This window comes from Amycolatopsis sp. CA-128772 (assembly GCF_002904295.1).
Taxonomy (GTDB): domain Bacteria; phylum Actinomycetota; class Actinomycetes; order Mycobacteriales; family Pseudonocardiaceae; genus Amycolatopsis.
The window spans coordinates 32,994-55,997 of record NZ_PPHG01000009.1; the positions used below are offsets into that span (position 1 = coordinate 32,994).

At 71.9% G+C, this 23,004-nt stretch carries 26 protein-coding genes and 1 tRNA gene; 17 read left to right on the top strand and 10 right to left on the bottom strand.

The window, feature by feature from the left end; translation table 11 throughout:
• Positions 1-120 precede the first annotated feature (120 nt).
• Positions 121-194, top strand: a tRNA-Ile gene (locus C2L59_RS03660).
• 301 nt (positions 195-495) lie between these two features.
• Here the strand turns inward: C2L59_RS03660 and C2L59_RS03665 are convergent.
• Genes C2L59_RS03665 through C2L59_RS03675 form a run of 3 tightly spaced genes read right to left on the bottom strand, consistent with a single transcriptional unit; the run spans position 496 to position 2,886 of the window.
• A complete protein-coding gene (locus tag C2L59_RS03665) occupies positions 496-1,086 on the bottom strand; it encodes a dihydrofolate reductase family protein (protein ID WP_103348086.1) in 591 nt (196 codons plus the stop codon).
• Positions 1,087-1,089: 3 nt separating this feature from the next.
• The gene (locus tag C2L59_RS03670) at positions 1,090-1,881 is read right to left on the bottom strand and encodes a metalloregulator ArsR/SmtB family transcription factor (protein WP_103348087.1); all 792 of its coding nucleotides are present in this window, start codon (positions 1,879-1,881) and stop codon (positions 1,090-1,092) included.
• A gap of 33 nt (positions 1,882-1,914) precedes the next feature.
• Positions 1,915-2,886 carry a hypothetical protein gene (locus tag C2L59_RS03675; RefSeq protein WP_103348088.1) on the bottom strand — a complete coding sequence of 324 codons (972 nt, stop codon included), beginning with the start codon at positions 2,884-2,886 and terminating at the stop codon, positions 1,915-1,917.
• A 175-nt stretch (positions 2,887-3,061) separates the two neighbouring features.
• On the opposite strand from C2L59_RS03675, the gene C2L59_RS03680 reads away from it, so the two are divergent.
• A complete protein-coding gene (locus C2L59_RS03680; protein WP_103348089.1) occupies positions 3,062-4,021 on the top strand; it encodes a hypothetical protein in 960 nt (319 codons plus the stop codon).
• A gap of 124 nt (positions 4,022-4,145) precedes the next feature.
• Here the strand turns inward: C2L59_RS03680 and C2L59_RS03685 are convergent, their stop codons facing one another.
• Entirely contained in the window at positions 4,146-4,340 is a 195-nt protein-coding gene (locus tag C2L59_RS03685) for a hypothetical protein (RefSeq protein WP_103348090.1), read from the bottom strand.
• A 64-nt stretch (positions 4,341-4,404) separates the two neighbouring features.
• Entirely contained in the window at positions 4,405-4,923 is a 519-nt protein-coding gene (locus C2L59_RS03690) for a hypothetical protein (RefSeq protein ID WP_103348091.1), read from the bottom strand.
• A gap of 204 nt (positions 4,924-5,127) precedes the next feature.
• On the opposite strand from C2L59_RS03690, the gene C2L59_RS03695 reads away from it, so the two are divergent.
• A complete protein-coding gene (locus C2L59_RS03695; RefSeq protein ID WP_103348092.1) occupies positions 5,128-5,409 on the top strand; it encodes an isoamylase in 282 nt (93 codons plus the stop codon).
• A gap of 107 nt (positions 5,410-5,516) precedes the next feature.
• Here C2L59_RS03695 and C2L59_RS03700 read toward each other — a convergent pair whose 3' ends face one another.
• Positions 5,517-6,221, bottom strand: a complete 705-nt coding sequence (locus tag C2L59_RS03700; protein WP_103348093.1) for a LysR substrate-binding domain-containing protein — start codon at positions 6,219-6,221, stop codon at positions 5,517-5,519.
• Positions 6,222-6,263: 42 nt separating this feature from the next.
• Here C2L59_RS03700 and C2L59_RS03705 point away from each other — a divergent pair, with 42 nt between their 5' ends.
• The 4 genes from C2L59_RS03705 to C2L59_RS03720 are packed head-to-tail and all read left to right on the top strand — an operon-like array spanning position 6,264 to position 9,204.
• Complete coding sequence (locus C2L59_RS03705) at positions 6,264-6,635, top strand: DUF5997 family protein (protein WP_199198898.1); 372 nt, start codon at positions 6,264-6,266, stop codon at positions 6,633-6,635.
• Positions 6,636-6,663: 28 nt separating this feature from the next.
• Positions 6,664-7,866 (top strand): kynureninase, encoded by a 1,203-nt coding sequence (locus C2L59_RS03710; protein ID WP_103348095.1) that lies wholly within the window; start codon positions 6,664-6,666, stop codon positions 7,864-7,866.
• A 52-nt stretch (positions 7,867-7,918) separates the two neighbouring features.
• Positions 7,919-8,356 carry a MarR family winged helix-turn-helix transcriptional regulator gene (locus C2L59_RS03715; RefSeq protein WP_103348096.1) on the top strand — a complete coding sequence of 146 codons (438 nt, stop codon included), beginning with the start codon at positions 7,919-7,921 and terminating at the stop codon, positions 8,354-8,356.
• Positions 8,357-8,367: 11 nt separating this feature from the next.
• Positions 8,368-9,204 (top strand): haloalkane dehalogenase, encoded by an 837-nt coding sequence (locus C2L59_RS03720; protein WP_103348097.1) that lies wholly within the window; start codon positions 8,368-8,370, stop codon positions 9,202-9,204.
• A 68-nt stretch (positions 9,205-9,272) separates the two neighbouring features.
• Here C2L59_RS03720 and C2L59_RS03725 read toward each other — a convergent pair whose 3' ends face one another.
• A complete protein-coding gene (locus C2L59_RS03725) occupies positions 9,273-9,899 on the bottom strand; it encodes a TetR family transcriptional regulator (protein ID WP_103348098.1) in 627 nt (208 codons plus the stop codon).
• A gap of 1 nt (position 9,900) precedes the next feature.
• Positions 9,901-11,319, bottom strand: a complete 1,419-nt coding sequence (locus C2L59_RS03730) for a fatty acid desaturase (RefSeq protein WP_103348099.1) — start codon at positions 11,317-11,319, stop codon at positions 9,901-9,903.
• A gap of 498 nt (positions 11,320-11,817) precedes the next feature.
• On the opposite strand from C2L59_RS03730, the gene C2L59_RS03735 reads away from it, so the two are divergent.
• From C2L59_RS03735 to C2L59_RS03765, 7 genes are all read left to right on the top strand, one after another.
• Entirely contained in the window at positions 11,818-14,217 is a 2,400-nt protein-coding gene (locus C2L59_RS03735; RefSeq protein WP_103348100.1) for an ATP-binding protein, read from the top strand.
• A 57-nt stretch (positions 14,218-14,274) separates the two neighbouring features.
• The gene (locus tag C2L59_RS03740; protein WP_086851216.1) at positions 14,275-14,700 is read left to right on the top strand and encodes a roadblock/LC7 domain-containing protein; all 426 of its coding nucleotides are present in this window, start codon (positions 14,275-14,277) and stop codon (positions 14,698-14,700) included.
• Positions 14,697-15,068 carry a DUF742 domain-containing protein gene (locus tag C2L59_RS03745; protein WP_103348101.1) on the top strand — a complete coding sequence of 124 codons (372 nt, stop codon included), beginning with the start codon at positions 14,697-14,699 and terminating at the stop codon, positions 15,066-15,068. The genes C2L59_RS03740 and C2L59_RS03745 overlap by 4 nt, the downstream gene beginning before the upstream one ends.
• 16 nt (positions 15,069-15,084) lie before the next feature.
• The gene (locus C2L59_RS03750) at positions 15,085-15,639 is read left to right on the top strand and encodes an ATP/GTP-binding protein (RefSeq protein ID WP_103348102.1); all 555 of its coding nucleotides are present in this window, start codon (positions 15,085-15,087) and stop codon (positions 15,637-15,639) included.
• 162 nt (positions 15,640-15,801) lie between these two features.
• Positions 15,802-16,902 carry a tryptophan dimethylallyltransferase family protein gene (locus tag C2L59_RS03755; protein ID WP_233223255.1) on the top strand — a complete coding sequence of 367 codons (1,101 nt, stop codon included), beginning with the start codon at positions 15,802-15,804 and terminating at the stop codon, positions 16,900-16,902.
• A gap of 13 nt (positions 16,903-16,915) precedes the next feature.
• On the top strand, positions 16,916-17,578 hold the full coding sequence (locus tag C2L59_RS03760; RefSeq protein ID WP_103348104.1) for a hypothetical protein: 663 nt from the start codon (positions 16,916-16,918) through the stop codon (positions 17,576-17,578).
• Entirely contained in the window at positions 17,575-18,396 is an 822-nt protein-coding gene (locus C2L59_RS03765) for a hypothetical protein (protein WP_103348105.1), read from the top strand. Before C2L59_RS03760 ends, C2L59_RS03765 begins: the two co-directional genes overlap by 4 nt.
• Before the next feature lie 39 nt (positions 18,397-18,435).
• Here the strand turns inward: C2L59_RS03765 and C2L59_RS03770 are convergent, their stop codons facing one another.
• The gene (locus tag C2L59_RS03770) at positions 18,436-19,320 is read right to left on the bottom strand and encodes an RNA polymerase sigma-70 factor (protein WP_103348106.1); all 885 of its coding nucleotides are present in this window, start codon (positions 19,318-19,320) and stop codon (positions 18,436-18,438) included.
• A 14-nt stretch (positions 19,321-19,334) separates the two neighbouring features.
• Entirely contained in the window at positions 19,335-19,550 is a 216-nt protein-coding gene (locus C2L59_RS03775) for a DoxX family protein (RefSeq protein WP_103348107.1), read from the bottom strand.
• Positions 19,551-19,652: 102 nt separating this feature from the next.
• Here C2L59_RS03775 and C2L59_RS03780 point away from each other — a divergent pair, with 102 nt between their 5' ends.
• The 3 genes from C2L59_RS03780 (at position 19,653) to C2L59_RS03790 (ending at position 22,994) form a co-directional block, all read left to right on the top strand.
• Positions 19,653-20,210 (top strand): TetR/AcrR family transcriptional regulator, encoded by a 558-nt coding sequence (locus C2L59_RS03780; protein ID WP_103348108.1) that lies wholly within the window; start codon positions 19,653-19,655, stop codon positions 20,208-20,210.
• 18 nt (positions 20,211-20,228) lie between these two features.
• Positions 20,229-20,957: a cupin domain-containing protein gene (locus C2L59_RS03785; protein WP_103348109.1), complete on the top strand. Its 729-nt coding sequence runs from the start codon at positions 20,229-20,231 to the stop codon at positions 20,955-20,957.
• 273 nt (positions 20,958-21,230) lie between these two features.
• On the top strand, positions 21,231-22,994 hold the full coding sequence (locus C2L59_RS03790; protein ID WP_103348110.1) for a DUF1996 domain-containing protein: 1,764 nt from the start codon (positions 21,231-21,233) through the stop codon (positions 22,992-22,994).
• Positions 22,995-23,004: the final 10 nt, after the last annotated feature.

A 23,004-nucleotide genomic window follows, 5' to 3' on the forward strand; every position in this document is an offset into this window, starting at 1 on the left:
GCGGGCACTTCAACCTGTTTGGCCTACCGGATCTGCCCGGATGGCCGCTGTGATAACTTGGAGCGAACTGAGTGTTTTGTGCAGATGCAAATCCTCGTGCCGCCTACGCGCCGAGGCCAGGGGGCGGTAGCTCAGTTGGTTAGAGCAGGGGACTCATAATCCCTTGGCCGCGGGTTCGAGCCCCGCCCGCCCCACGAGGCGGCATGCCCTGTTCGGGATGCCTTCGGCCGCCCTCCCAGTGCCCGCAGTATCTTCCCGGGGGGCGACCCCCCGGACCCCCGGCGGCGCGACGCGGCTCCCTTTGCGTGGTTGCCCCTTCGGCGGCGCCACGCGGCTCGCCTTGCGGGGTGGACTCCCGGCGGCGCCACGCGGCTCGCCTTGCGGGGTGGACTCCCGGCGGCGCCACGCGGCTCGCCTTGCGTGGCTGGACTCCCGGCGGCGCCATGCGGCTCGCCTTGCGGGGTGGACTCCTGGCGTTCCGTGCGCGCCTCTCGCTCAGCGAATGCGGTCGTAGGTCAGGGCGGTTTCGCCCAGGTCGCCTGTTTCGTGGTGGGTGAGGCTCCACCTTGATGGCGGGAGGCCGCCGTCGAAGAGGCGGGGGCCTCCTCCGGCTATCTCCGGGCAGATCATCAACGACAGGCGGTCGAGCAGGTCCGCCGCCAGGAGGGGCTTGATGATGCTTGCGCTGCTGTTGACCAGGATGTCGCCTTCGCCGGTGGCTTTCAGGTCGGCGACGACCTCGGCCACCGGGGCGTCGACCAGACGGGTGCGCTCCCACGGAGCTTCGGTCAACGTGCGGGAGAACACCACCTTTTCCACGTCCACCAGCCACTTCGCGTAACCCCGGTCGCGCGGGTCGGCGTTTTCGTCCGCGGCGACCGTGGGCCAGAAGCCCAGGAAACCCTCCGCGTTGCGGCGGCCCAGCACCGCCGTCGTCGCCCCCTCCCAGATGCGCGTGAGGTAGCGCCGCGCGACTTCGGTCGTCGCGTACGACACGATCGCGCCCATGTCGGCCGGCCCCGCCGGGCCGTGGTAGCGCCCGTCGAGGGTGAGGCTCAGGTTTGCGGTCACCCGGCGTGCGGTCATGGTTCAGGCCCTTCTCTCGGTCAGTACGTCGGCGAGGTGGTCGAGCACCTGCTGCCAGCCGGGTTCGATCCCGGCGATGAACGGAACGGCGTCGACGGTCGTCGCCGTGATTTCGAGGCCCAGCCGCAGCTTCGTGCCGCCGGCACCCGGCTCGATGCGGAGGTCGTAGTGGCCGGTGAACGACGCCGGCCCCGTCACCGCGAGGTCGAAGACCAGGTGCGCCGGCTCCTCGGCGACCAGCACCCGGCCTTCGGAGTGGTACTCGGCGTCGGCGTCGCGGTAACCGAGCAGGACCCGGCCACCCGCCCGCGGTTCGAGGACGCACGCGGTGATCGTCATCGACGGCGGCACCCACCACGACACCAGCAGGTCCGGCTCGGCCCAGTGCCGCCAGACGACCTCGGGCGGCCCGGGCAGCAGGCGCTCGAACGCGAACGACCGCCCGTCCGCCCACCGGTCCCGGTCCGCGGCCGCCGACTCCCGGTCGATGGCCGCGCGGTACCGCGCGACGACGTCCCGCTCCCCCGCGTGCCCTTCGGTGGCCTCGGCCAGCTCGCGCAGCCGGCCCGCGAGCGCCGCCAGCGGCTGCGCTTCCAGCGCGTGGACGCGCCGCTGCCCGAGCGGGAAGACGGTGACCAGCCCGGCGCGGGCCAGGGTCTGCAGGTGCTTGCTGGTCTGCGGCTGCCGCAGCCCGGTGAGCTCGGCCAGCTCCCCGACCGAGCGGGGACGCTCGGCGAGGAGCTCGACGATGCGCCAGCGTGCGGCGTCCCCGAGTGCGGCGGCGATCCGGTCCATGGGACCTAGTATTCACACAGAAGAATATTCAGGTCAAGGAATATCTTCGGCGGGGAGCCAGCGGAGGCCGTAGGCGTATCCGAGCTGCGGCGCGGCGAACTCCTGGGCCACTTCGCACGCGCCGTCCAGCGGCAGGGCCGGCCCCGGTTGGGGCGGATCGGCGAGCACCGACGGCGGCACCCGGTCCAGCCGCCACACCACCCGCGGCGGCCGCCGGGGGTCGAAGCGGACCCGCACGGTGAACGATTCGCACGTCACCAGCGGCACGAACACGTACGAGGGCCGGGTCGGCCGGCCGTCCTGGAGCCGGAACACCAGCGAGTACGTGTGGCTGTCGCCGCGGGACAGGGGACGCGGCAGGTCGAGCAGCCAGCGGAAGTGCCGCTGGCCCTCCCGGTGGGCGGCGCTGATCCGGGCGCCGTGCTGGGCGTCCGCGGTGACGTGCCGCTCGCCGTCGCGGTCGTCGTAGGTGCGGGGCACCGTGAACTGCGCGGAAATCCGGCCGAGGTCGTCGCTGGTCGCCACGATCAGGCGTTCCTCGGTCACCTCGGGCTCCGGCGTGTCGAGCCGCACGAGCACCTTGAGCCGCTTGACGAACCAGCCCTTGTCCGGATCGGGCACGCCGTCGCCCGGCCGCGTGCCGGCCTCGATCTCCGCGGCGAGACGGGCGAACGACCGGTCGATCCGCCGCCGGGCCGTGCGTTCGGAGACGCTCAGGCGTTCGGCGAGGACGCCGATCCGGTCGCTGAGGAGGGCGTGCTGCGCGCCGGGGGCGATGGCCAGCGCGACGTTCACCGCCAGCTGGTCGTCGGCCGGGAATTCCGCGATCGCGGCGGAAATGGCTTCGCGCAGAACGCGCCGCGCGTCCCGGTCGCTCGTCGTCCGGTGGATTTCGCACCAGCCGGAGACGAGCGGCCCGAGCCGGCTGCGCAGCCGTTCGGCTTCCAATCCCCAGCCGCGCCGCAACGTCGTGAGTTCCCGGAGCAGCCCGTCCTTGTGTGCCATGGGATTTCGATTGTGGCACGCGGGCTTCGCGGCGATCAGCGGCGCTCGCTGCGCCGATCAGGTGATTCCGATGTGGCCTGTCGTTGGCCAGTCCGCCGTGGATTCGACCCGGCCGTGGCCTTTTCCCATTCTCCGGCTGCCCGACGATTTTCCCGTCGACATCGGGGAGGGAACGTTGCTCGGCACAGTGCACCCGGCCGACGTCGCCGGGATCCGGCGGCTGGCCCGCGACGGCCTGCTCGCCGGCTCGGCCGCGGCCGCCCAGCCCCGCGCGCTCGCCCGGTTGCGCGCCGGGGTCTACAGCGTGGCCTGGCCATTGGTCTTCACCCGGATCACGCGGCCGCTGGAGCACCGGCGCCGGCACGCGGACTGCGCCCGCGGGCTCGAGTGGCTGCGGCCGGACTGCCTCGACCGCTTCCACGACGACGTGGAGGCGGTGGTGGAGCACGCGTTGCGGCGCGCGACGGACCCGATCGAGAACCTGGAGGGCTGGCTGTCGACCCGCCTCAACCCGGCAACGGTCGACGCGCACCGCCGCCGGCGCGGCGAAATCGGGGCCCTGCAACGGCCTCGTCTCCCGGCCTGGCTGGCCGACGCCCTCGGCGGCGACGCCTGGCTGTGCGATCTGGCGGTGCAGATCCTGCTCTGGGTCGGCGTCCCGGCGACGGCGGGAGCGGAGCTCTGGCCCCTGGACGGCTGGGCGGCGCGCCGGGCCGAGCGCACGGGCGAGCCGGCGGCGGACCGCGACACCCTCGACGGCGAAGTCCGGCAGGTCCTGGCGGCGATGCGCACCCGCGAGCGGTGGCACGCCGAGCACGTGGAGCGCCCGCTGGGCCACAAGCAGGCCCCGGTGGCCCCGATGCCGGCGGAGCTCCCGGCCCTGGAGCTGGTCGGCCGCGAGGAACGGGCGGACGCCAGGCTGGCGGAACTGGCCGAGGAGGCATTGGGCGCGATCGAGCTCCGCTTGAACCGCGGAGAGGAGCCGGCAACGGCGGTGGCCACGGTGCTGACCTTGGTGTTCGGCGAGGACCCACTGGGAACCGCGGCCCGCGACGACTGGCTGGCCGCGGCCCTGGCGGACCCGGCGAGACTGGCCGGCATCGTGGCGACGGCGTTGGCGATTCTGGGCCGTTGAGCATCGCGACCGCCGGCCCACGCCGGCGGGACGCGACACAGCCGGCCACGTTCGCCACACGGCCGGCCAGGAAGCGGCGCAACCAACCGCAGCCACCGACTCAGCCGCTCGCGGCGAGCCGTCCTCACCTCTCCGGCCTCGCGCCGTCCTCACCCACCCGCCGGCGGCGGCCCTCGAACACCGCCGCGAGGGTCTCCGGTGAGCAGCCGGCCGCCCGGGCTCGGGCGGCCGCCGCCGTCAGTTCGGCCAGGAGTACCTCGCGGACCGCTGCCCGGGCCGGCTCCGGGAGTCTTGCGGGCGGGGCCGCTGCTTCGGTCACCCTCGGCCTCCTCTCCCGCCCGTGCCGGCCCTCGCCGGCCCAGACTTCACCTGACGGACAGTCCTCACCGCCACCACGGGGGCGGGGGCACCGGCAGCTGCAGGGGGCAGCCGCCGGTGTGGCGGCCCGTCCAGCAGTCCGCCAGCCAGCGGGCCAGCGCCACCGGCCCGAGGAGGCTGTCCTCCCACACCGGGGTCAGCTCGCCCGCGCGGCGCAGCATCGCTTCCGCCGTGCCGCAGAAGGAGACCACCGCAGCGACCGCCGCGTCGGCCCGTTCGGCGGGCCAGGCGACCGCGGCTCGCGGCAGCCGGGCCGGGATGGCCAGGCCGGTGGCCACGGTGCAGTTGCGCGCCAGCAGCAGGGCGAGATCGAACTCGACCGCTTCGGCGTGACGTTGTCTGGCTCGCCAGCGCGGCGAAGCCGCGGCCGCGTACAGCCCGGCCAACCGGGCGGCGGCCAGCCCGTCCCACACCGTCAGGAGCACCGCTCGCGTGTCGGCCGGATGGGCCTCGGCGAGCTCGTGGGTGACAGCGCTGAGCCAGGCACACGGGTCCTTGACTTGACGATCAGCGGCGACGGTCACGGCTGTCAGTTTCCCACCGGGGCGCGCTCCGAACACGAAATGATCATGGTTCAGCCGAGGACCACCCGGTCAGTGGCGAACCGTTGAGCGGCCACGTAACCCAATCGGGTACTGGGCGTGACCGAATCGTCACTGGCGTGCCATCATGTCGGCGCTCAGTGCCGAGCACGCCCTCCCGACCGTTCCCGCGAAAGGCCCCCACGAGTGATCAAGATCAGCAAGAGCCTGGCCGGCACCCAGCGCGTCACCTTCAGCCTCCCGGCCGGCGCGCCGCCCGGACGGGTGAGCGTCGTCGGCTCGTTCAACGACTGGACGCCGGGCCGCCACCACCTCACCCCGCGCTCCAACGGCCGCCGCTCGGCGTCGATCGACGTGACACCGGGCACCGTGCTGCACTTCCGCTACCTCGGCGAAGACGGCCACTGGTTCGACGACCCCGACCTGCCCGACCGCGTGGACGGCAACTGCGTCTGCACGACTCCCTGACGCCCAGGCCCGGCGGCGCCGCTTCCACCCCGCCGGGCCGGCTTCGGCGTTGCTCCACCGACCCCTCCGGACGCCCGCGCTGCACCGCCGCAGTCCTCCCCGGCGGCTCAGCCCCGGCGGCGCCGCTTCCCCGGCCCGCCGCCCCGCCGGGCCGGCTTCGCCGCGGCCTTCCGCTCCACCGGCTTCCGCTCCACGCGCTTGCGCTCCACCGCCGCCGGCGGGCGCCCCCGGGTGCTGTTCACCGTGCGGCCGCGGACGATGCCGATGAACTGCTCCATCAGGTCCGTCGTCTCCTCCTCCGGCCACGACAGCGCCACGCTCGACTGCGGTGCGTCCGCCACCGTCCGGTAGGTCAGGTCCCGGCGGTGGTGCAGCCGCGCCAGCGACTGCGGGACGACGAGCACGCCGACGCCCGCCGCGACCAGCTCGATCGCGTCCGCCGTCGTCTCCGGGCGGGAGACCGCCGCACGGCCCGGGAACGACGGCCACTCCAGCGTGTCGTCGAGGGCGTGCAGCACCACCTCGTCGGCCAAGTCCACGGTGGACACTTCGTCCGCCGCCGCCAGCAGGTGGTCCTTGGGCACCACGACCACCGACGTCTCGGTGTACAGCGGGATCGCGTGCAGGCCGTCGCGGTCGATCGGGGAACGCAGGAGGGCCGCGTCGGCGTCGCCGGCGCGCAGCAGGCCGGTTGCGTCGGCGGCGGCCACCGGGACCAGGATCAGCGGGACCTCCGGGACCCGCTCGGCCCAGGTCCGCACCCACTTGGCGGGGGTCGCTCCCGGGACGTACGCGAGCTTGAAAGAGGTCACCGGGTCAGGTTACCGGGAGTGACGCTGGCTACCCTGGACGGCATGACGTCGCACAAGACCGCCCAGACGATGAAGCCCGCGACGGCGGCGAAGAAGCTGGGTGTGTACCTCGAAGCCACCCCCGCGGAGTTCCAGGAGGGCGTGGTCACGCGCGACGAGCTCAACGCCCTGCAGGCGGACCCGCCCGAGTGGCTGCGGGAGCTGCGCCGCACCGGCCCGCACCCGCGTCCGGTGGTCGCGGCGAAGCTGGGCGTCTCCATCGGCGGCCTCACCCGCGGCGGGATCACCGAGCCGCTGACGACGGAGCAGATCGACGAGCTGAAGGCGCAGAGCCCCGACTGGCTGGTGCGCGAGCGCGCCACGCAGGCCGAGGTGCGGAAGGAAACCGTGCGGGTGAAAGAAAAGAACCGCTGAGCGGGGCACGCCCGGCAAGATGGCGGGCATGACTGCCGACATCTCGCCCGGGGAAGCCGAGCGCCTCGACGCCGAAGACGAACTCGCCGCGTTCCGCGAGCGGTTCGTGCCGATCAGCGACCCCGGCGTCGTGGCCTACCTGGACGGGAACTCCCTGGGCCGTCCCCTGCGCGCCACCGCCGACCGGCTGCAGGAACTCGTCGCGCACGAGTGGGGCGGCCGGCTGATCCGGTCGTGGGAAGAGCGCTGGCTCACGCTGCCTGAAGAGATCGGCGACGAGCTCGGCCGCGTCGCGCTCGGGGCCGCGCCCGGCCAGACGATCGTCGCCGACTCGACGTCGGTGTGCCTCTACAAGACGCTCCGGTCGGCTGTCGCGCTGCGGCCCGGCCGCGACGAGCTCGTCACCGACACCGCGAACTTTCCCACCGACCGGTTCCTGGTCGAGAGCGTCGCCGCCGAACTCGGCCTCACCGTCCGGTGGATCGAAGGCGACGCCGACGTCGCCGCGGTCACCGGGCCGCGGACCGCGGCGGTCGTGCTGTCCCACGTGGACTACCGGACGGCGGCGATCACCGACCTGGCCGCCGTGACGCGGCTGGTGCACGAGCGCGGCGGCCTCGTGGTCTGGGACCTCTGCCACAGCGTCGGCTCGATCCCGGTCGAGCTGGACGCCGCCGAGGCCGACTTCGCCGTCGGCTGCACCTACAAGTTCCTCAACGCCGGGCCCGGCGCGCCCGCGTTCCTCTACGTCAACGCGCGCCACCACGAGGCGTTCGGCCAGCCCATCACCGGCTGGATGGGCGCGGCCGACACCTTCGGCATGGCCGCGCAGTACGTGCCCGCGCCCGGGATCCGGCGGGCGCTGTCCGGCACTCCGCCGGTGCTCGGCATGGTGGGCGTCCAGGAGGGCGTGGCGCTGCTGGCGGAAGCGGGGATCGACCGCGTGCGGGCCAAGGCCGTGGCGCTGGGCCGGTGGGTGCTCGCCCTCGCCGACGCGTGGCTCGTCCCGCTCGGCTTCACCGTCGCCTCGCCGCGCGACGACGACCGCCGCGGCGGTCACGTCACCCTCCGGCACCCGGACGCCGAACGGCTTTCGCGGGTCCTCATCGAGAACGGCGTGCTCATCGACTTCCGCCGTCCCGACGGCATCCGGATCGGGCTGAGCCCGCTCACCACCGGGTTCGCCGAAGTGCGGCGGGCCATGGACCGCATCCGCGAGCTGGCCGGCTGACCACCCGCGGATTCAGTAGCCATGTACTTAGTAGCCATGTACAGTAACTGCCGTGAGCACTCCGGGACACCTCGTCTGGCGCCTCTCCACGAAGTGGCGGGTGGCGGTGGACCGCGCCCTCGCCCCCGCCGGGCTGACGCACGCGCAGTACGTCTTCCTGTCCTCGCTCTTCGGCCTGGAGCGCGCCGGCGAGCGGCCGAGCCAGCGCGAACTGGCCGAGCACACCGGGCTGGAAGCGCTCTACGTCTCCAAGCTCGCGCGCACGCTCGACGCCGGCGGTCTCGTCGAGCGCACCCGTGACCCCGCCGACACCCGGACCGTCCGGCTGCGCCTCACCGCCCGCGGGCGCGAGGTGACCGAGCCGGCGATCGCCACCGTGGCCGCGCTGCTCGACCGGCTCCTCGAACCCCTCGGCGGCCGGGCCGGCGAGCGCACCGCGGCGCTGGCGCGCGAGCTCACGGTCCTCCTCGACACCCCGCTGGATTCCTGAAGGGACTCCGCATGCTGCACCACGAAGAAACCGGCACCGGCACCCCGATCGTCTTCCTGCACGGCAATCCCGGCTCCTCGCACGGCTGGCGCCACGTCCTCCCGCACGTCGGCGGCGGCCGGCTGCTCGCCCCCGACCTGATCGGCATGGGCCGCTCGCCCAAGCCGGACATCCCGTACTCGTTCGCCGACCACGCCCGCCACCTCGACACGTGGTTCGACGCGCTCGGTCTCGACGACGTAGTCCTGGTCGGGCACGACTGGGGTGGTGCGCTCGCGTTCGACTGGGCCGCCCGGCATCCGGACCGGATCCGCGGGGTCGCGTTCTTCGAAACCATCGTCAAGCCGATGGCCTGGGACGACCTGACGCCGCAGGCGGCCGAGCGCTCGCGCAGCATCCGCACCCCGGGCGTCGGCGAGGAAATGGTGCTGACGCAGGACCTGTTCATCCGCCAGGCGTTCACCGGCGGCGTGCGCACGCCGGTCGGCGAGGACGACCTGGCCGCCTACCTCGCCCCGTTCCCGACCCCCGAGAGCCGCCGCCCGGTCCTCGCCTGGGCCCGCCAGCTGCCCCTCGGCGGCGACCCGGCGGAGCTGGTCGAGCGCATCGAGACCTACGACGAGTGGCTGGCGGCGAGCGACGGCACGCCCAAGCTGCTCATGACGTTCGAAGGCTCACCGACGCTGCTCATCGGCGAGAAGATGACGCGGTGGTGCACCGAGCACGTGGCCGCGCTGGACGTGGTCGCCTGTGGGGAGGCCGGGCACCACGCCCAGGAGGACCGGCCCAAAGAGATCGCCGCGGAGATCGCGGCGTGGCTCGACCGGCACGGGCTGCGCCAGGCGTAACGCCCGGCGGTCGTCGCCGCGACCATGAACGTCTTCGCACCTTCGGCCGCCGTCGCTGAACACTGCGGCTAGGTGTGCCGCAGCGGCGGGTTCGCCGGCACCCCGAGCACGCGCGCCACGACCCACGCCAGGGCGTCCGCGGTGCGGGCCGGTGTGTCGGACGGCCGCATGACGTGGCTGAGGACCGCGCGGACGACCAGGTCGATCACCACCGTGACCCGGTCGTCGTCCAGCGGGGGGCGGTAGGCCGCCACGCGGTGCGCCAGCATCACCTTCGCCTGCGTGAGCAGCGCGCCCGCGTCGGTGGTCAGCAGCGGGAGGAGCTCGGGGGCGGCGCCGTGGGTCGCGGAGGCGATCGCGCGCAGGAGCGTGTTGTCGTCGGCGAGCTCGAGGACCGCGCGGACGGCGTCGTGGATGGCCTCGACCAGGTCGTCCGGGTGGCGGTCGAAGGCCGCGCCGACGGCCGCGAGGAACCGGTCGAGTTCGTGTGCGACCATCGCCTCGGCCAGCGCGGTCTTGGAACCGATCTCGTTGTAGACGGTCTGGCGGCTGACGCCCACCAGCTCCGCCAGCCGGGCCATCGTGACCGCCGGCCACCCCGACTTCGCCGTCAGCTCGATCGCCGCGGCGATGATCGGCCGCCGGTGCTGGCCGCCCTCGGGCGGCGCCGGAAGTGCCCCGCTCATGATCGGCATTCTAGGTGGTGGCGCTCCCGGCCGAGCCCACCCGGCCCGGTGCGGCGAAGTCGATCTTCTCGCGCACGCCGCAGTCGGGGCAGCACCAGGAGTCCGGGATCGCCGCCCACGGCGTACCGGCCGGGAAACCCTCGCGCGGGTCGCCGCGCTGTTCGTCGTAGACGTACCCGCAGCCGGGGCACATGCCGCCTTCGGTGGCGTCGCCGCGGGTGTCGGCGACCTCGCCGGCCTCGGCCGTGACACGGGTTCCGTAGCGAGCGAGGACCTTGGCGCACTTGCCGGGCTGGATGTTGGCGCGCGAAATGTCGCCGTCGTAGTGCGCGAGCACCCGCGGGTCCATCACCCGGCGCCACAGCGGCGGGACGAGCGCGAGCACGATCATCCCGGCGTACCCGGTGGGCAGCACCGGCGACTCGGCGAAGTCGCGCAGCGTCTGGTAGCGGCGCGTCGGGTTGGCGTGGTGGTCGCTGTGCCGCTGCAGGTGGTAGAGCAGGACGTTGGTGGCGATGTTGTTGGAGTTCCAGCTGTGGCTCGGGTCCACGCGCTCGTAGCGCCGCCGCCCGGGCGCGCCGACCCGCTGCCGCCGCATGCCGTAGTGCTCCATGTAGTTGACGACTTCCAGCAGCGAAAACCCGACGACGGCCTGGATCACCAGGTAGGGCAGGACACCGGCGCCGAGCCAGACGGTCATCGCCGCCCACAGCACCGCGGACATCAGCCAGGCGTTGAGCACGTCGTTGCCGAGCCGGTAGGGGTGGCGGTCACGCCGGGCGTAGCGCTTGCGCTCCAGCCGCCACGCCGACTTCAGCGAGCCGAAGACGGTCCGCGGCCAGAAGCGGTAGAAGCTTTCGCCGAAGCGGCTGCTCGCCGGGTCCTCCGGGGTCGCCACGCGGACGTGGTGGCCGCGGTTGTGCTCGATGTAGAAGTGGCCGTAGCAGCTCTGCGCCAGCGCGATCTTGGACAGCCAGCGCTCGTGGCTTTCCTTCTTGTGCCCCAGTTCGTGCGCGGTGTTGATGCCGATCCCGCCGACGCACCCGATCGACACGGCCAGCCCGACCTTGTCCACCACGTCGAGCTCCCCGCGCGCGATCAGCCAGAACGCGGCGGCGAAGCCGAGGTACTGGACGGGCAGGAAGGCGAAGGTGATCCAGCGGTAGTACCGGTCGTTCTCCAGCCGTGCGATGACGTCGTCGGGCGGGTTGCTGCGGTCCAGCCCGGCGACCAGGTCGATGAGGGGCACGACGACGAGGATCACGACCGGCCCGATCCAGAACCAGCCGCCCCACCCGGTGGCGGCGTGCAGCCCGATGGCGAGGAACGCCAGCGAGGGGACGACCAGGCCGATCAGCCAGAGGTACCGCTTGCGGTCGCGCCACCGTTCGGTGGAGCCGGCGGGCACGGTCCCGGTCACTTCGCTCATCACACCCTCCTTGGCGGCTGAGTTGACAAGACGATAGGGGACGTACAGCGAGTTTGACAATCGTCCGGTCGATGTAAAGGGACACCAAGACGCCATCCCAGGCTCGGTACCGACACCGGGGCACCGCCGTTGCCCTTTCTTCCCGCACTCCGGACACGCGGGCACGCCGAACCGGCCGAATTGACTTTCACCCGTTCGGCCCAACGCTCGGCATCCCGAATTCACCCGCGGCGCCAGTACCTGAGGAAATGCCGGTAATCATCCCGGAGCAGACAGTAAACGCCGTTCGCCGCCAGCCGGACGCCTGTCCGGAAGGCGGGTCGAGCCGACCACCTCCCAGGGGTTCATGGTAAAAAACGGACCCTGATCGATTCCGCGGCAACACGGAGGGTGAGGCGAAGACGGGTGACGGCGGCCGCTGTGACCCATCGTCGTGTCCGCTTCCTCGTCCGGGTCCCCATTCCTCGCCGACCGTCACTCAGGAGTTCGTGAACCGCCGTGCTGAACAAAGACCCCCGGGACGAGTCGGACAAGCCGTACGACAAGTCGATCCGCAAAAGGCTGACCAGGACCGTTCTCATTCCCAGCGTGACGCTGCTGGTGCTGTGGATCGCGGTCTCGTCCTACTTCCTCTTCAACGGCGTTTACGTCCGGCTGGTCGCCGCCTCCGTGCGTGAGGTGTCGATCCCCGCCGCCACCGCGCTGGCCGAGTTCCAGAAGGAACGCCAGACCGCGCTGCAGTACCTGGACGACCCGGGCCTCGGCCCGGCGCGGCTCCAGCAGCAGCAGAAAGCCACCGACGAAAAGCTCTCCGCGCTGAAGGACGCCTTCGCCGCGACGATCTCCAACGCGCCGGACGAGATCGCGTCCAAGGTGAACGCGCTGAAGTCGCAGTTCGACCAGCTGCCCGTGCTGCGCTCGCAGATCAGCTTCCGCAGCATCGACCGCGCGCAGGTCAACTCCTACTACAACGGCGTGATGGACACCGCGTCCAACCTCTTCGACACCCAGGCCCGCGTGGTGCCCGACGCCGAAGCCGCGACCGGTGGCATCACGGCGACGTCGGTGTTCCGCGCCGGCGACATGATGTCGCGGGAGACGTCGCTGGCTTCGACCGCCTTCGCCGCCGGGACGTTCGCGCCCGACGACTTCGCGCAGTTCGCCCAGCTGTCCGGGCTCTACCGCACGCAGCTGGCGCAGATCGCGCCGTTCCTCGACCCCGGCGTCCGGCAGAAGTACCAGGCGCTGACCACCAGCACGGCGTGGCGGCAGCTGGCGACCGCCGAACAGGCGATCGTGAAGCACGGCCCGTGGTCGACCGGCGAGCAGAACTCCGTGCCGGTGTCCGAAACGGACTGGGAGAACGCGACGACCCAGGTCGCCCAGGGCCTCAACGACCTCGCGATCACCCAGGCGGACAAGGTCTCGGCCGCCGCGATCGACGCCGGGGACGCGCAGCTGCGCAACGTGATCATCGGCAGCATCGTCGCCCTGCTGGCGTCGCTGGCCGCGATCATCGTCGCGGTGCGCGTGTCCCGTTCGCTCGTCGACCGCGCCCTGATGACGCGGCTCGCGCGGCTGCGCAACGACTCGCTCGACCTCGCCCGCAACCGGCTGCCGAACATCGTGGAGCGGCTCAAGAGCGGCGAACCCGTCGACCTCAAGGAAGAACTGCCGCAGCTCGACCACGGCCGCGACGAGATCGGCCAGGTGGCCGAGGCGTTCAACGTCGCCCAGCTGACCGCCGTCAATGCCGCGGCCAGCGAGGCGAAGGCCCGCAGCGGTGTGCACAACGTGTTCCTCGGCATCGCGCACCGCAACCAGGTCCTCGTCCACCAGCAGCTGCAGATCCTCGACGAGATGGAAGCCCGCGAGGACGACTCGACGCAGCTGGCGTCGCTGTTCCAGCTCGACCACCTCGCCGCCCGCGCCCGCCGCACCACCGAGAACCTGATCATCCTCGGCGGCAAGCAGCCGGGGCGCCGCTGGCGCAAGCCGGTCGCGCTGATGGAGGTCCTGCGCGCGGCCGTCTCGGAAACCGAGCAGTACGCGCGGGTCCAGGTCGAGCAGGTGGCCGACGTCGCGATCGTCGGCGCCGCGGTCGCCGACACGATCCACCTCGTCGCCGAGCTGGTCGACAACGCGACGTCGTTCTCGCCGCCCGGCTCGCCGGTCGAGGTGACCAGCCGGATGGTCGCGCGCGGGGTCGTCGTCGACGTCTCGGACCAAGGGCTCGGCATGAAGGACGGCGTCCGCGAGTGGGCGAACTCCATGATGGCCGAGGCGCCCGAGTTCGACGCGATGGCGCTGCGGGCCGACTCCAGCCTCGGCCTGTTCGTGGTCGCGCGGCTGGCGGCCCGGCTCGGCATCACCGTCACCTTCGACCCGTCCCGCTACGGCGGCCTCCGCGCCACCGTCCTCATCCCCACCCAGCACCTGGCCGGCCAGAACGCCGACCACGACGGCGCCCCCGCCGCCACCCCGGCGGAGGACACCGCGGTCCTCGCCCCGGTGGGCGCCCCGGCCAAGCAGGCGGCAGAAAGCTCGCTCCGCACGATGGACACGCCCAGCTCGTTCAGCGGCCAGATCCCGATGAAGCGAGACACCAAGCCGAGGCCGTACCCGGCGCGCGCGCTCCCCTCGCCCGACGACCTGCCGTCCGTCCCGGCGGCGGTGCCGGAGCCGGTGGCCGTGGCCGAGCCGGAGCCCGCGGTGCGGCCGACCGACGACCGGCCGCGGCTGCCCCGGCGGGAGCCCCAGCAGAACCTCGTCGCCCAGCTCGAGAACGAACCCGACGACAGCGAAGACGACGTCGTGGCGCCGGGGGAAGGCACGGCACGCACCCTCGCGGCGTTCCACAAGGGCACCCGCCGCGGGCGCGGCGGCCTCGACTCCTAGTCCGCGACGACCGCACACAGGAAAGTCCACACACCGAAAGTCAGGGTCTGACGTCGAATGAACGAGTACGGGAACCCCAAACCCGATCTCAACTGGTTGCTCGATGACATGGTGAACCGCGTGGTCGGCGCGCAGAACGCCATCGTGCTGTCCGCCGACGGGCTGCTGATCGGCAAGTCGGCCGGGATGAGCAAGGACGACTCGGACCAGCTGTCGGCGATCGCCTCCAGCCTGCAGAGCCTGGCCAAGGGGGTGAGCAAGCAGTTCAACCGCGGACCGGTGCTGCAGAACATGATCGAAATGGAGCGCGGCTACCTGTTCGTCTCCGCCGCCGGGCAGGGCGCGTGCCTCGCCGTGCTGGCCGCGGACAACGTCGACGTGGAAATGATCGCCTACGAAATGAGCCGGCTGGTCAAGCGGGTCGGCGACTACATGGCATCGGCGCCGCGCGAAGCGGCGTCGGTCCTCCGGGAGGCCACATGAGCTCCGACGACGGCTGGTACGACGAGGCCGCCGGACCGCTGGTCCGGCCGTACACGATCACGAGCGGCCGGACGCCGGCCGGCACCGCGCGGCTCGATCTGTCCACGCAGGTGATGACCCTGCGGTCGGAGCAGGAGCCGGCCGGGCTGGGCCCGGAGCACGTGGCGATCGTGCAGCTGTGCCGCCACCCGGTGTCCGTCGCCGAGATCGCCGTCTACGTGAAGATCCCGCTGGGGGTCGTGCGGGTGCTCGTCGGCGACCTGATCGAACGCGGCCTCGTCATCACGCGCTCGCCCACCCATAACCCGGCGCAGTCGCCGGACCTCGAAACTCTCCAGGCGGTTCTCGATGGCCTCATCAAGTACTGACGGCACGGGGGCGGACATGGTCCCCACCCCGGTCAAGATCATCGTCGCGGGCGGGTTCGGCGCCGGGAAGACCACGATGGTCGGTTCGGTCAGCGAGATCCCGCCGCTGACCACCGAAGAGGTGCTCACCGAGGCGAGTGCCGGTGTGGACGACCTGTCCGGCGTCGAGCGGAAGACGACGACGACGGTCGCGCTGGACTTCGGCCGGATCACCATCTCGCCGCGGCACGTGCTGTACCTGTTCGGGACCCCGGGCCAGGCGCGTTTCTGGTTCATGTGGGACGACCTGGCGCGCGGCGCGATCGGGACGGTCGTGCTGGTCGACACCCGGCGGCTGGAGACCAGCTTCGCCGCGATCGACTTCTTCGAACGCCGGAAGATCCCGTTCGTCGTCGCGGTGAACTGCTTCGACAACGCGCCGCGGTACACCGCCGACGAGATCCGCGAGGCGCTGGTCGTCCCGGACCGTGTGCCGATCGTCATGTGTGACGCACGCGACCGCGACTCCAGCAAGCTCGCGCTGATCCGGTTGGTCAAGCACGCGATGACGGTTGTGCCCGCCCGGGTCTGAGACCTGCGCGTTGTCCGCTTTTGTCTCGTCTGGACACCGCCGGCGTCCGTTGTGGCCCTACGTGGCCGCGGCGGGCACCGGCGTACCCACATGGCCCAATTGGTTGGACCACCCGGGTGCAGCCTTTTAGTTGAGCAAGCATCAAACTGATAGCATCCGCTCGTGACGAGTCGCGCGCCGGAGTTTCCTGAATATATAAGGGAAAACTATCCGGCACAGGGCCGTCTCTTCGGTGACTTCCTGGGTGGACTGTGGTCGGCCGCGTGCGAGGCACTCGACATCCCGCTCGAGCAGTCCGTCCGGACGACCCGGATGCTGCGCGGCCTGCTGCCGCCGTGGGCGCACGAACGGATCGGCGCGGCCCCCGCCCAGCCGTCCTATGTGGCGGACGACGGCTTCCCGGCCGAGATGTCGGTGAACTGGTCCGGTGCGCAGCCGGAGCTGCGCGTGCTGTTCGACAGCCTCGGCCACGAGATCGTCTGGCCTGGTGAGGGCGTTTTCCGGGCCCGCCGCTTCGAGCACGTCCGGGAGACGTTCACCCCGCGCGCGGGCCGGCCGTCGCCGGCGCCGCTGTGGCATTCGCTCGCCTGGCGCCCGCCCTCGGGGATCGTCCACAAGACCTACTTCGGGCTGTACTCGTGGCCGCACGCGCAGCGCGAAGCCGCGGTGGCGGAAGCGATGGGACGGCTCGGCATGGCCGCCGCCTGGGACGACGCCCGCCGCCACGTCGAAACTGTCGAAGGCGACCGCGAGATCGAGTTCTTCGCGGTCGACCTGGCCGACGAGGCGCACGCCCGGGTCAAGATCTACTACCGCAACCACGGCGCCGACCTCGCCCAGGTCGAGCGGGTCGCTTCGGCGGCGGTCCACCACGACGCGCGCCGGGCGCGGGCCGCGTACCGGACGCTCGCCGGCGACCGCACCGACGCCGGCGAGGCGGCGTTGAGCTGCCTGGCGTTCCGGTCCGGTGTGGACCGCGCCGCGGAGTCCACGACGTACCTGCGGCTGCCCGACCTCGCGCCGGACGACCGGGAAGCCGTGGAGCGCACCGCCGCGCTGCTGCACGACCAGGGCGTGGATCCCGGCCGGTTCCGCGCCCTCGCCGCCGCGCTGACCCCCGGGCCGCTGGCGGACAGCAGGGGCGTCCTGGAACTGGTGAGCTTCCGCGCGGCGGCCCGCCACGGCGACGTGACCACCTACTTCCGGCTCCCCGTCTACGACCGGCCCCCGCCGTCCCCGCTTTCGCCCGTTGATCTTGCTTAGCGGCCGCGAAAAGATGATCTCCGTGCAGCACCACCGTGAGGAGCAGAGCGTGACCCAGGACGTCGAGCGCGTGGCCCGCCACAACGAGCAGCGGCAACGGGAGTACGAGTCGTCGGACCTGATCCGGCTGCTGACCGACGAAACCACGACCGCCGAGACGAAGAAGGCCGTGCTCACGTACCTGCAGCCGTGGTCGAACGCGTTCCAGCGGATGATCAGCGCCCGCGTCACCTTCGAGAGCGACCCGGAACTGCGCGCGCTCGCGTGTGAGCACCAGCAGGAAGAGGTCGGCCACGACCGGATACTGGCCCGCAGCCGCGCGGACGACCCCGAGCTGGTCTGGGACCCGGTGATAGAGATGGGCGCGTCCTGGTTCGTCGACCAGTTCGCGATCCTGCCGGGCGTGCAGCGGGCCGCACTGGCGCACCTGGCGCTGGAAGCCGGCAGCCTGGTGTTCAGCCAGGCGGGCACCCGCGCGTTCCCGGACGACGAGTACTTCGAGCTGCACGACGAAGCCGACGTCGAGCACCTCGAGATGGGCTACGACATCCTGCGGCGGCGCAGCGACTGGACCGTGGACGCGGTGATCGACGTGCTGGACCGGGCGTGGCAGGTGATCGGCGTGGTGTCCGACCGCATCGCGGAGTGCGCCCGCCGCGATACCGTGGCGGCATGACGACGACCGACCCGGCCACCGGGGCCCGCTCCATCGCGGCCGAGGCCGCCCGCGCGTACCAGGAGACGTTCGGGGACCGCCTGATCGGCGCGTACCTGCTGGGCAGCCTGTCGTACGGCGGCTACTCCCCCGCGGTGAGCGACATCGACCTGGCGATAATCCTCACCGACGTCCGGGACGGCGACCACGCGGCGGTCTCGGCCACGACGGAGGCCCTGCAGGGCCGAAGCCCGTTGCACCGCAAGCTTTCGGTGTTCTGGGCCTCCCTCCCGGCGTTGCGCGCGGGCGAGGACGACGGCCGCTTCCCGGCCCTGGACCGCCTGCAGCTGGCGGACCACGGCCGTGTCCTCCTCGGCGACGACGTCACGCCGGAGGTGGCCCGCCCGGAGCCCGCGCAGTTGTTGCTGGAGAGCGCGAAGTTCGCCATCGCGATCCTGGCGACCGACGAGGTGACGGCGGAGTTCCGGCACCCACGCCGTCTCCTGGCGGACAAGGTGTGGTTCACGAAGGCGGTGTTCTTCCCGGTCCGCTTCCTGTACTCGGGAACGACGGCCTCGGGCCGCGCGGCGACCAACGACGAGTCCCTGGCGTGGTACCTGGACCGCACGGAGGCACCGGCGAAGTCCCTGGTCCGGCTGGGCGCCCGGGTGCGCGGCGGCCACCCGCTGGACGCGGCCGAGGTGGAGCCGGAGCTGGCGGCGGGCCTGGTTCCGCTGTACCGCCACTACATCGAGGCCGAGATCCGGCGGTTGCGGGACACCGGCGGACCGGCGGACCTCGTCGCCGCCTTCGAGGAGTGGCACGAGCGGCTGGGGTGAGGCGGACCCGGCGGCGTGCGGGGAAGCACACCGCCGGCCTCAGCGCAGGGTCAACGGCGTCTCCGACGCCACCCGGGTCAGCTTCTCCGGGTTGCGCACGTAGTAGAGCCCGGTGATCCGGCCCCCCTCGACGCGGACCGCCATGATCCCGTCGAACGAGCCGTCCACGTGCAGCGCCAGCGCCGGGTTCCCGTTCACCGTCACCACCGCGGTCGTCAGCTCGATCTCCGCCTTGCCGATGCCGCCGACGATGAAGCGGCCCACCTTCGCCGCCCCGTCGACCGGGCGCAGGGCCGCCTGCTTGACGCCGCCGCCGTCACTCATCAGGACCACGTCCGGGGCCAGCAAGTCCAGCAGTCCCTGCAGGTCCTGGCCCTCCAACGCGCGCTGGAACGACTCCAGCACCGCCCGCGTCTCCCGGGCCGACACCGTCTCGCGAGGGCGGCGCGCGTCGACGTGCCGGCGTGCCCGGTGCGCGATCTGCCGGACCGCGGCCGGGGTTTTCCCGACCGCCTCGGCGATTTCGCCGTAGCCGAACTCGAACACCTCGCGCAGCACGAACACCGCGCGTTCGGTGGGCGCCAGCGTTTCGAGGACGAGCATCAGCGCCATCGACACGCTTTCCGCGAGTTCGACGTTTTCGGCGACGTCCGGGGTGGTGAGCAACGGCTCGGGCAGCCACGGGCCGACGTAGGCCTCCTTGCGGCGCTTCATCGTGCGCAGCCGGTTCAGCGACAGCCGGGTCGTGATCCGGACCAGGTAGGCGCGCTCGTCGCGGACCTGGTGCGCGTCGACCTCGACCCAGCGCAGCCACGTTTCCTGGAGGACGTCTTCGGCGTCGGCCGCCGAGCCCAGCATTTCGTAGGCGACGGTGAAGAGCAGGTTCCGGTGGGCGACGAAGACGCCGGTCGCCGGGTCGGTCATGACGTCTCCTTCGATCACGCGGTGAAACCGCCCCAGGCGACGAACGCCGCCACGGCGAGGTACCCCAGGTTCACCGCCGCGAACTCGGCGCTGCCGTGCCGGACGTGGGTGATCATCGCACCGGCCATCAGCAGCACCCAGCACACGGCGGTCACCGGCACCAGCACCGGCGCGATCCCGGTCGCCGCGGGCAGGATCAGGCCCGCGGCGATCCACCGGGCGAGGTCCATGGTGTCTCCTTCCGTTCGGCCTCAAGACACCGAAGGGCGCACGGCTGTGACATGGCGCGAGTCACTTGTTTCTGTACCTACTAGTATGTACAGTCCGGACCCATGGGGACCCGGGACCAGCTCATCGACAGCGCCCGCGACCTGCTCTGGGAACGCGGTTACGTCGGCACCAGCCCGAAGGCCATCCAGCAGCGGGCGGGCGCCGGCCAGGGCAGCATGTACCACCACTTCGCCGGCAAGAAGGAGCTCGCGCTGGCCGCCGTGCGACGCAGCGCCGAGGATCTGCTGGCCGCCGCCGACGAGCAGCTCGGCCGGCCCGGCACCGCGGTCGAGCGCGTCACCGCCTACCTGCGGCGCGAACGCGAGGTGCTCAAGGGCTGCCCCATCGGCCGGCTCACGCAGGATCCCGACATCGTCGGCGACCCGGTGCTGCGCGCGCCGGTGGACGAAACGCTCACCGGCATGCGCACCCGGCTGGCCGAGGTGCTCGACGAAGGCCGCGCCGCCGGCGAGCTGCCCGCCACGCTGGACACCGCCGCGCTGGCCGCCACGATCGTCGCCGTCCTGCAGGGCGGTTACGTGCTGGCTCGCGCGGCCGGCCGCACCGAACCCTTCGACCAGGCCGTTTCCGGCGTGCTCGCGCTGCTCGCCGCCCATTGACTTCCCGGGAGGACCCCGATGCACGTCCGCCACGTTCCGTCCACCAGCACCCCGGCCCCGGCCGACGCGGTCACCGGCAGCGCGTGGGTCACCTCGCTCGCCGTCCCGGAAGGCGCTTCCCGCACCCGCGTCGACCGCGTGCAGTTCGCGCCCGGCGCGCGCACCCGCTGGCACCGGCACCCGCTCGGCCAGGTGCTCGTCGTCACCGAGGGCACCGGCTACGTCCAGCGCCGCGGCGGGCCGGCGCAGCTGATCAGGCCGGGCGACACCGTCCGCGTCGCCGCCGGCGAGTGGCATTGGCACGGCGCCACCGACACCACGTCGATGACCCACCTCGCGATCGAGGAGCTCCCCGCCGACGGCACCCCGACCGAGCTCGGCGATCCGGTTGGCGAGGCGGAGGCCACCGCCGTCCCGGCCGTCACCCGCACGCTGGTGCTGGAGCAGACGCTGCCGGAGCCCCGCGTTTTCGACCATTTCGAAGTCCGCCGCATCACCATCGCCCCGCACCACAGCCCCGGGCTGCACGTCCACAACGGACCCGTTTTCGGCAGCATCGAAACGGGCTCCGCGGTCTACCGGATCGAAGGCGAACCCGAGTCGGTGCTGACCCCCGGCGACGTCTTCCACGAACCCGGATCGACGCGCATCGCCCGGTTCGACGCCGGCGAGGACGGCGTCACGTTCCTCGCCTACTTCCCCGCCGGACCGGGCGAAACGCCGCGCCTGACCCCGCTGGACAGCTGATCCCGCACTCCACGCTTCACCCGGGTACACGGCTGCGGGTTCACCACGGTTCAGCACATTTCCGAACTCTTTCCTCACGGGACAAAGCTCTGGACAACGGGGCGCGCACGGGTCACGATAACGCCGTGCCCGCCCCGCTTTGATCCCCCGAAAGAATCGGTCAACCGTTCACAGGGCGGGCATTGTTATCGCTAACAGAGAACCGTGCCACTGGTGTCGGGCCAGTGGAATCCCTGGATTCTCCCGTCCCTGAACCCCCCCACGGAGTGACCCATGCCCGGAAACACGGGAAAGCACCGCATCTCCCGACGAACCAAGATCGCGACCGCTGCCCTCGCGCTCGCCGTGGCCGGCGGCGGCATCGCGGTGGCGACGACCTTCGGCGAACCCGGCCAGGCCAGCGCGGACGAGGCCGATCCCGCGCTCTACGTCGACATCCTCAAGGTCGCCCCGGACAACACCGCCCCGGCGAACGCCCGCGGCGCGTCCACCGGCACCTTCACCGTGGACTGCGGCCGCAACGAGAACCAGCACTTCAACCCGGACAACTTCGTCGCCCAGCCCGGGGTCCGCAACGGCGCCCAGCACCTGCACGACTACGTCGGCAACCTTTCGTCCAATGCGGACTCGAACAACAAGAGCCTGGAGGCGGCCGGCACCACGTGCCGGAACGGGGACAAGTCGGCCTACTTCTGGCCGGTCGTGCGCATCGACACCGGTGACGACGAGAAGAACCCGCCGGCGAAGTCCCCGGACGGCGACCGCGACCAGGCCGCCCAGGACGGCGCCGCCCCGGTGATCACCTGCCCGGACGTCGCGAGCAAGCTGCCCGACGTCCCCGACTCGGCGATGGCCGAGGTCAACCGCAACCTCGACCTGCTCGACACGCAGATCGACGAGGCCGACAAGCGGCTGGTCTCCACCCGCGGCCAGGGCGGCCCCGACTTCGTCCGGAACGCCATCCTCGGCCCGCTTGAGGACAAGCGCGTCGCCACCATCGACCGGATGGCCATCGCCATCGGCCGCACCGCCGCCCGCCCCCAGGGCCTCGACGCACTCGCGCCCTGCACGCTGCGGGAGCAGGCCGGCACCGGCGGCAACCCGGCGAGCAACGGCGGCGGTGCGCCCGGCGGCGCGGCGCAGCAGATCACCTGCCCGGACGTCGCGAGCAAGCTCCCCGCCGTCCCGGCGTCGGCCAAGGCCGAAGTGGACCGCAACCTGCAGCTGCTGAACACGCAGCTCCAGGAGGCGAACCAGCGGCTGGTCACCACGCAGGGCCAGGGCGGCGCCAACTTCGTCCAGAACGCCATCCTCGGCCCGCTCAAGGACAAGCGCGTCGCCACCATCGACCGGATGGCCATCGCCATCGGCCGCACCGCCGCCCGCCCCCAGGGCCTCGACGCGCTCGCGCCCTGCAGCCTCGGCCAGGCGGCCGGCAACAACGGCGGCGCGACGACGGCCCCGCCGCTGCCCGGCCCGGACGGGAACAACGAGCTGCCCGACAACGATGGCCGGATCCAGCGTCCGGCGAAGGTGGGCATCACCTTCCGCGGCAGCCCGGCGGGCCAGGTCGTCGCGATGCCGAAGTTCCTGCGCGCGCTCAGCGGCGACGCAAAGCCGTCCATCAACGGCACGAAGAACACGCGGGCCGCGTGGACCTGCACCGGCTTCGAGAACCGGCTGACCGACAAGTACCCGATCTGCCCCGAAGGCAGCAAGGTGGAGCGGATCCACGACTTCCCGAGCTGCTGGGACGGCAAGAACACCGACAGCGCCAACCACCGCACGCACATCGTGTTCCCGGACAAGGCCGGGCGCTGCGCGGCGGGGTTCAAGGCGGTGCCGCAGCTGCGGACCACCCTGGTCTACGACATCCCGCACGACATCCAGGTGAAGAAGCAGTACAAAGTGGACTCGTTCCCGTCCGAAAAGCACAACCCGCTGTCCGACCACGACGATTTCGCGAACGTGATGTCGCAGAGCATCATGAACCAGCTTGTCAACTGCATCAACCGCAACAAGACCTGCACCGCCTGACCCACACGGG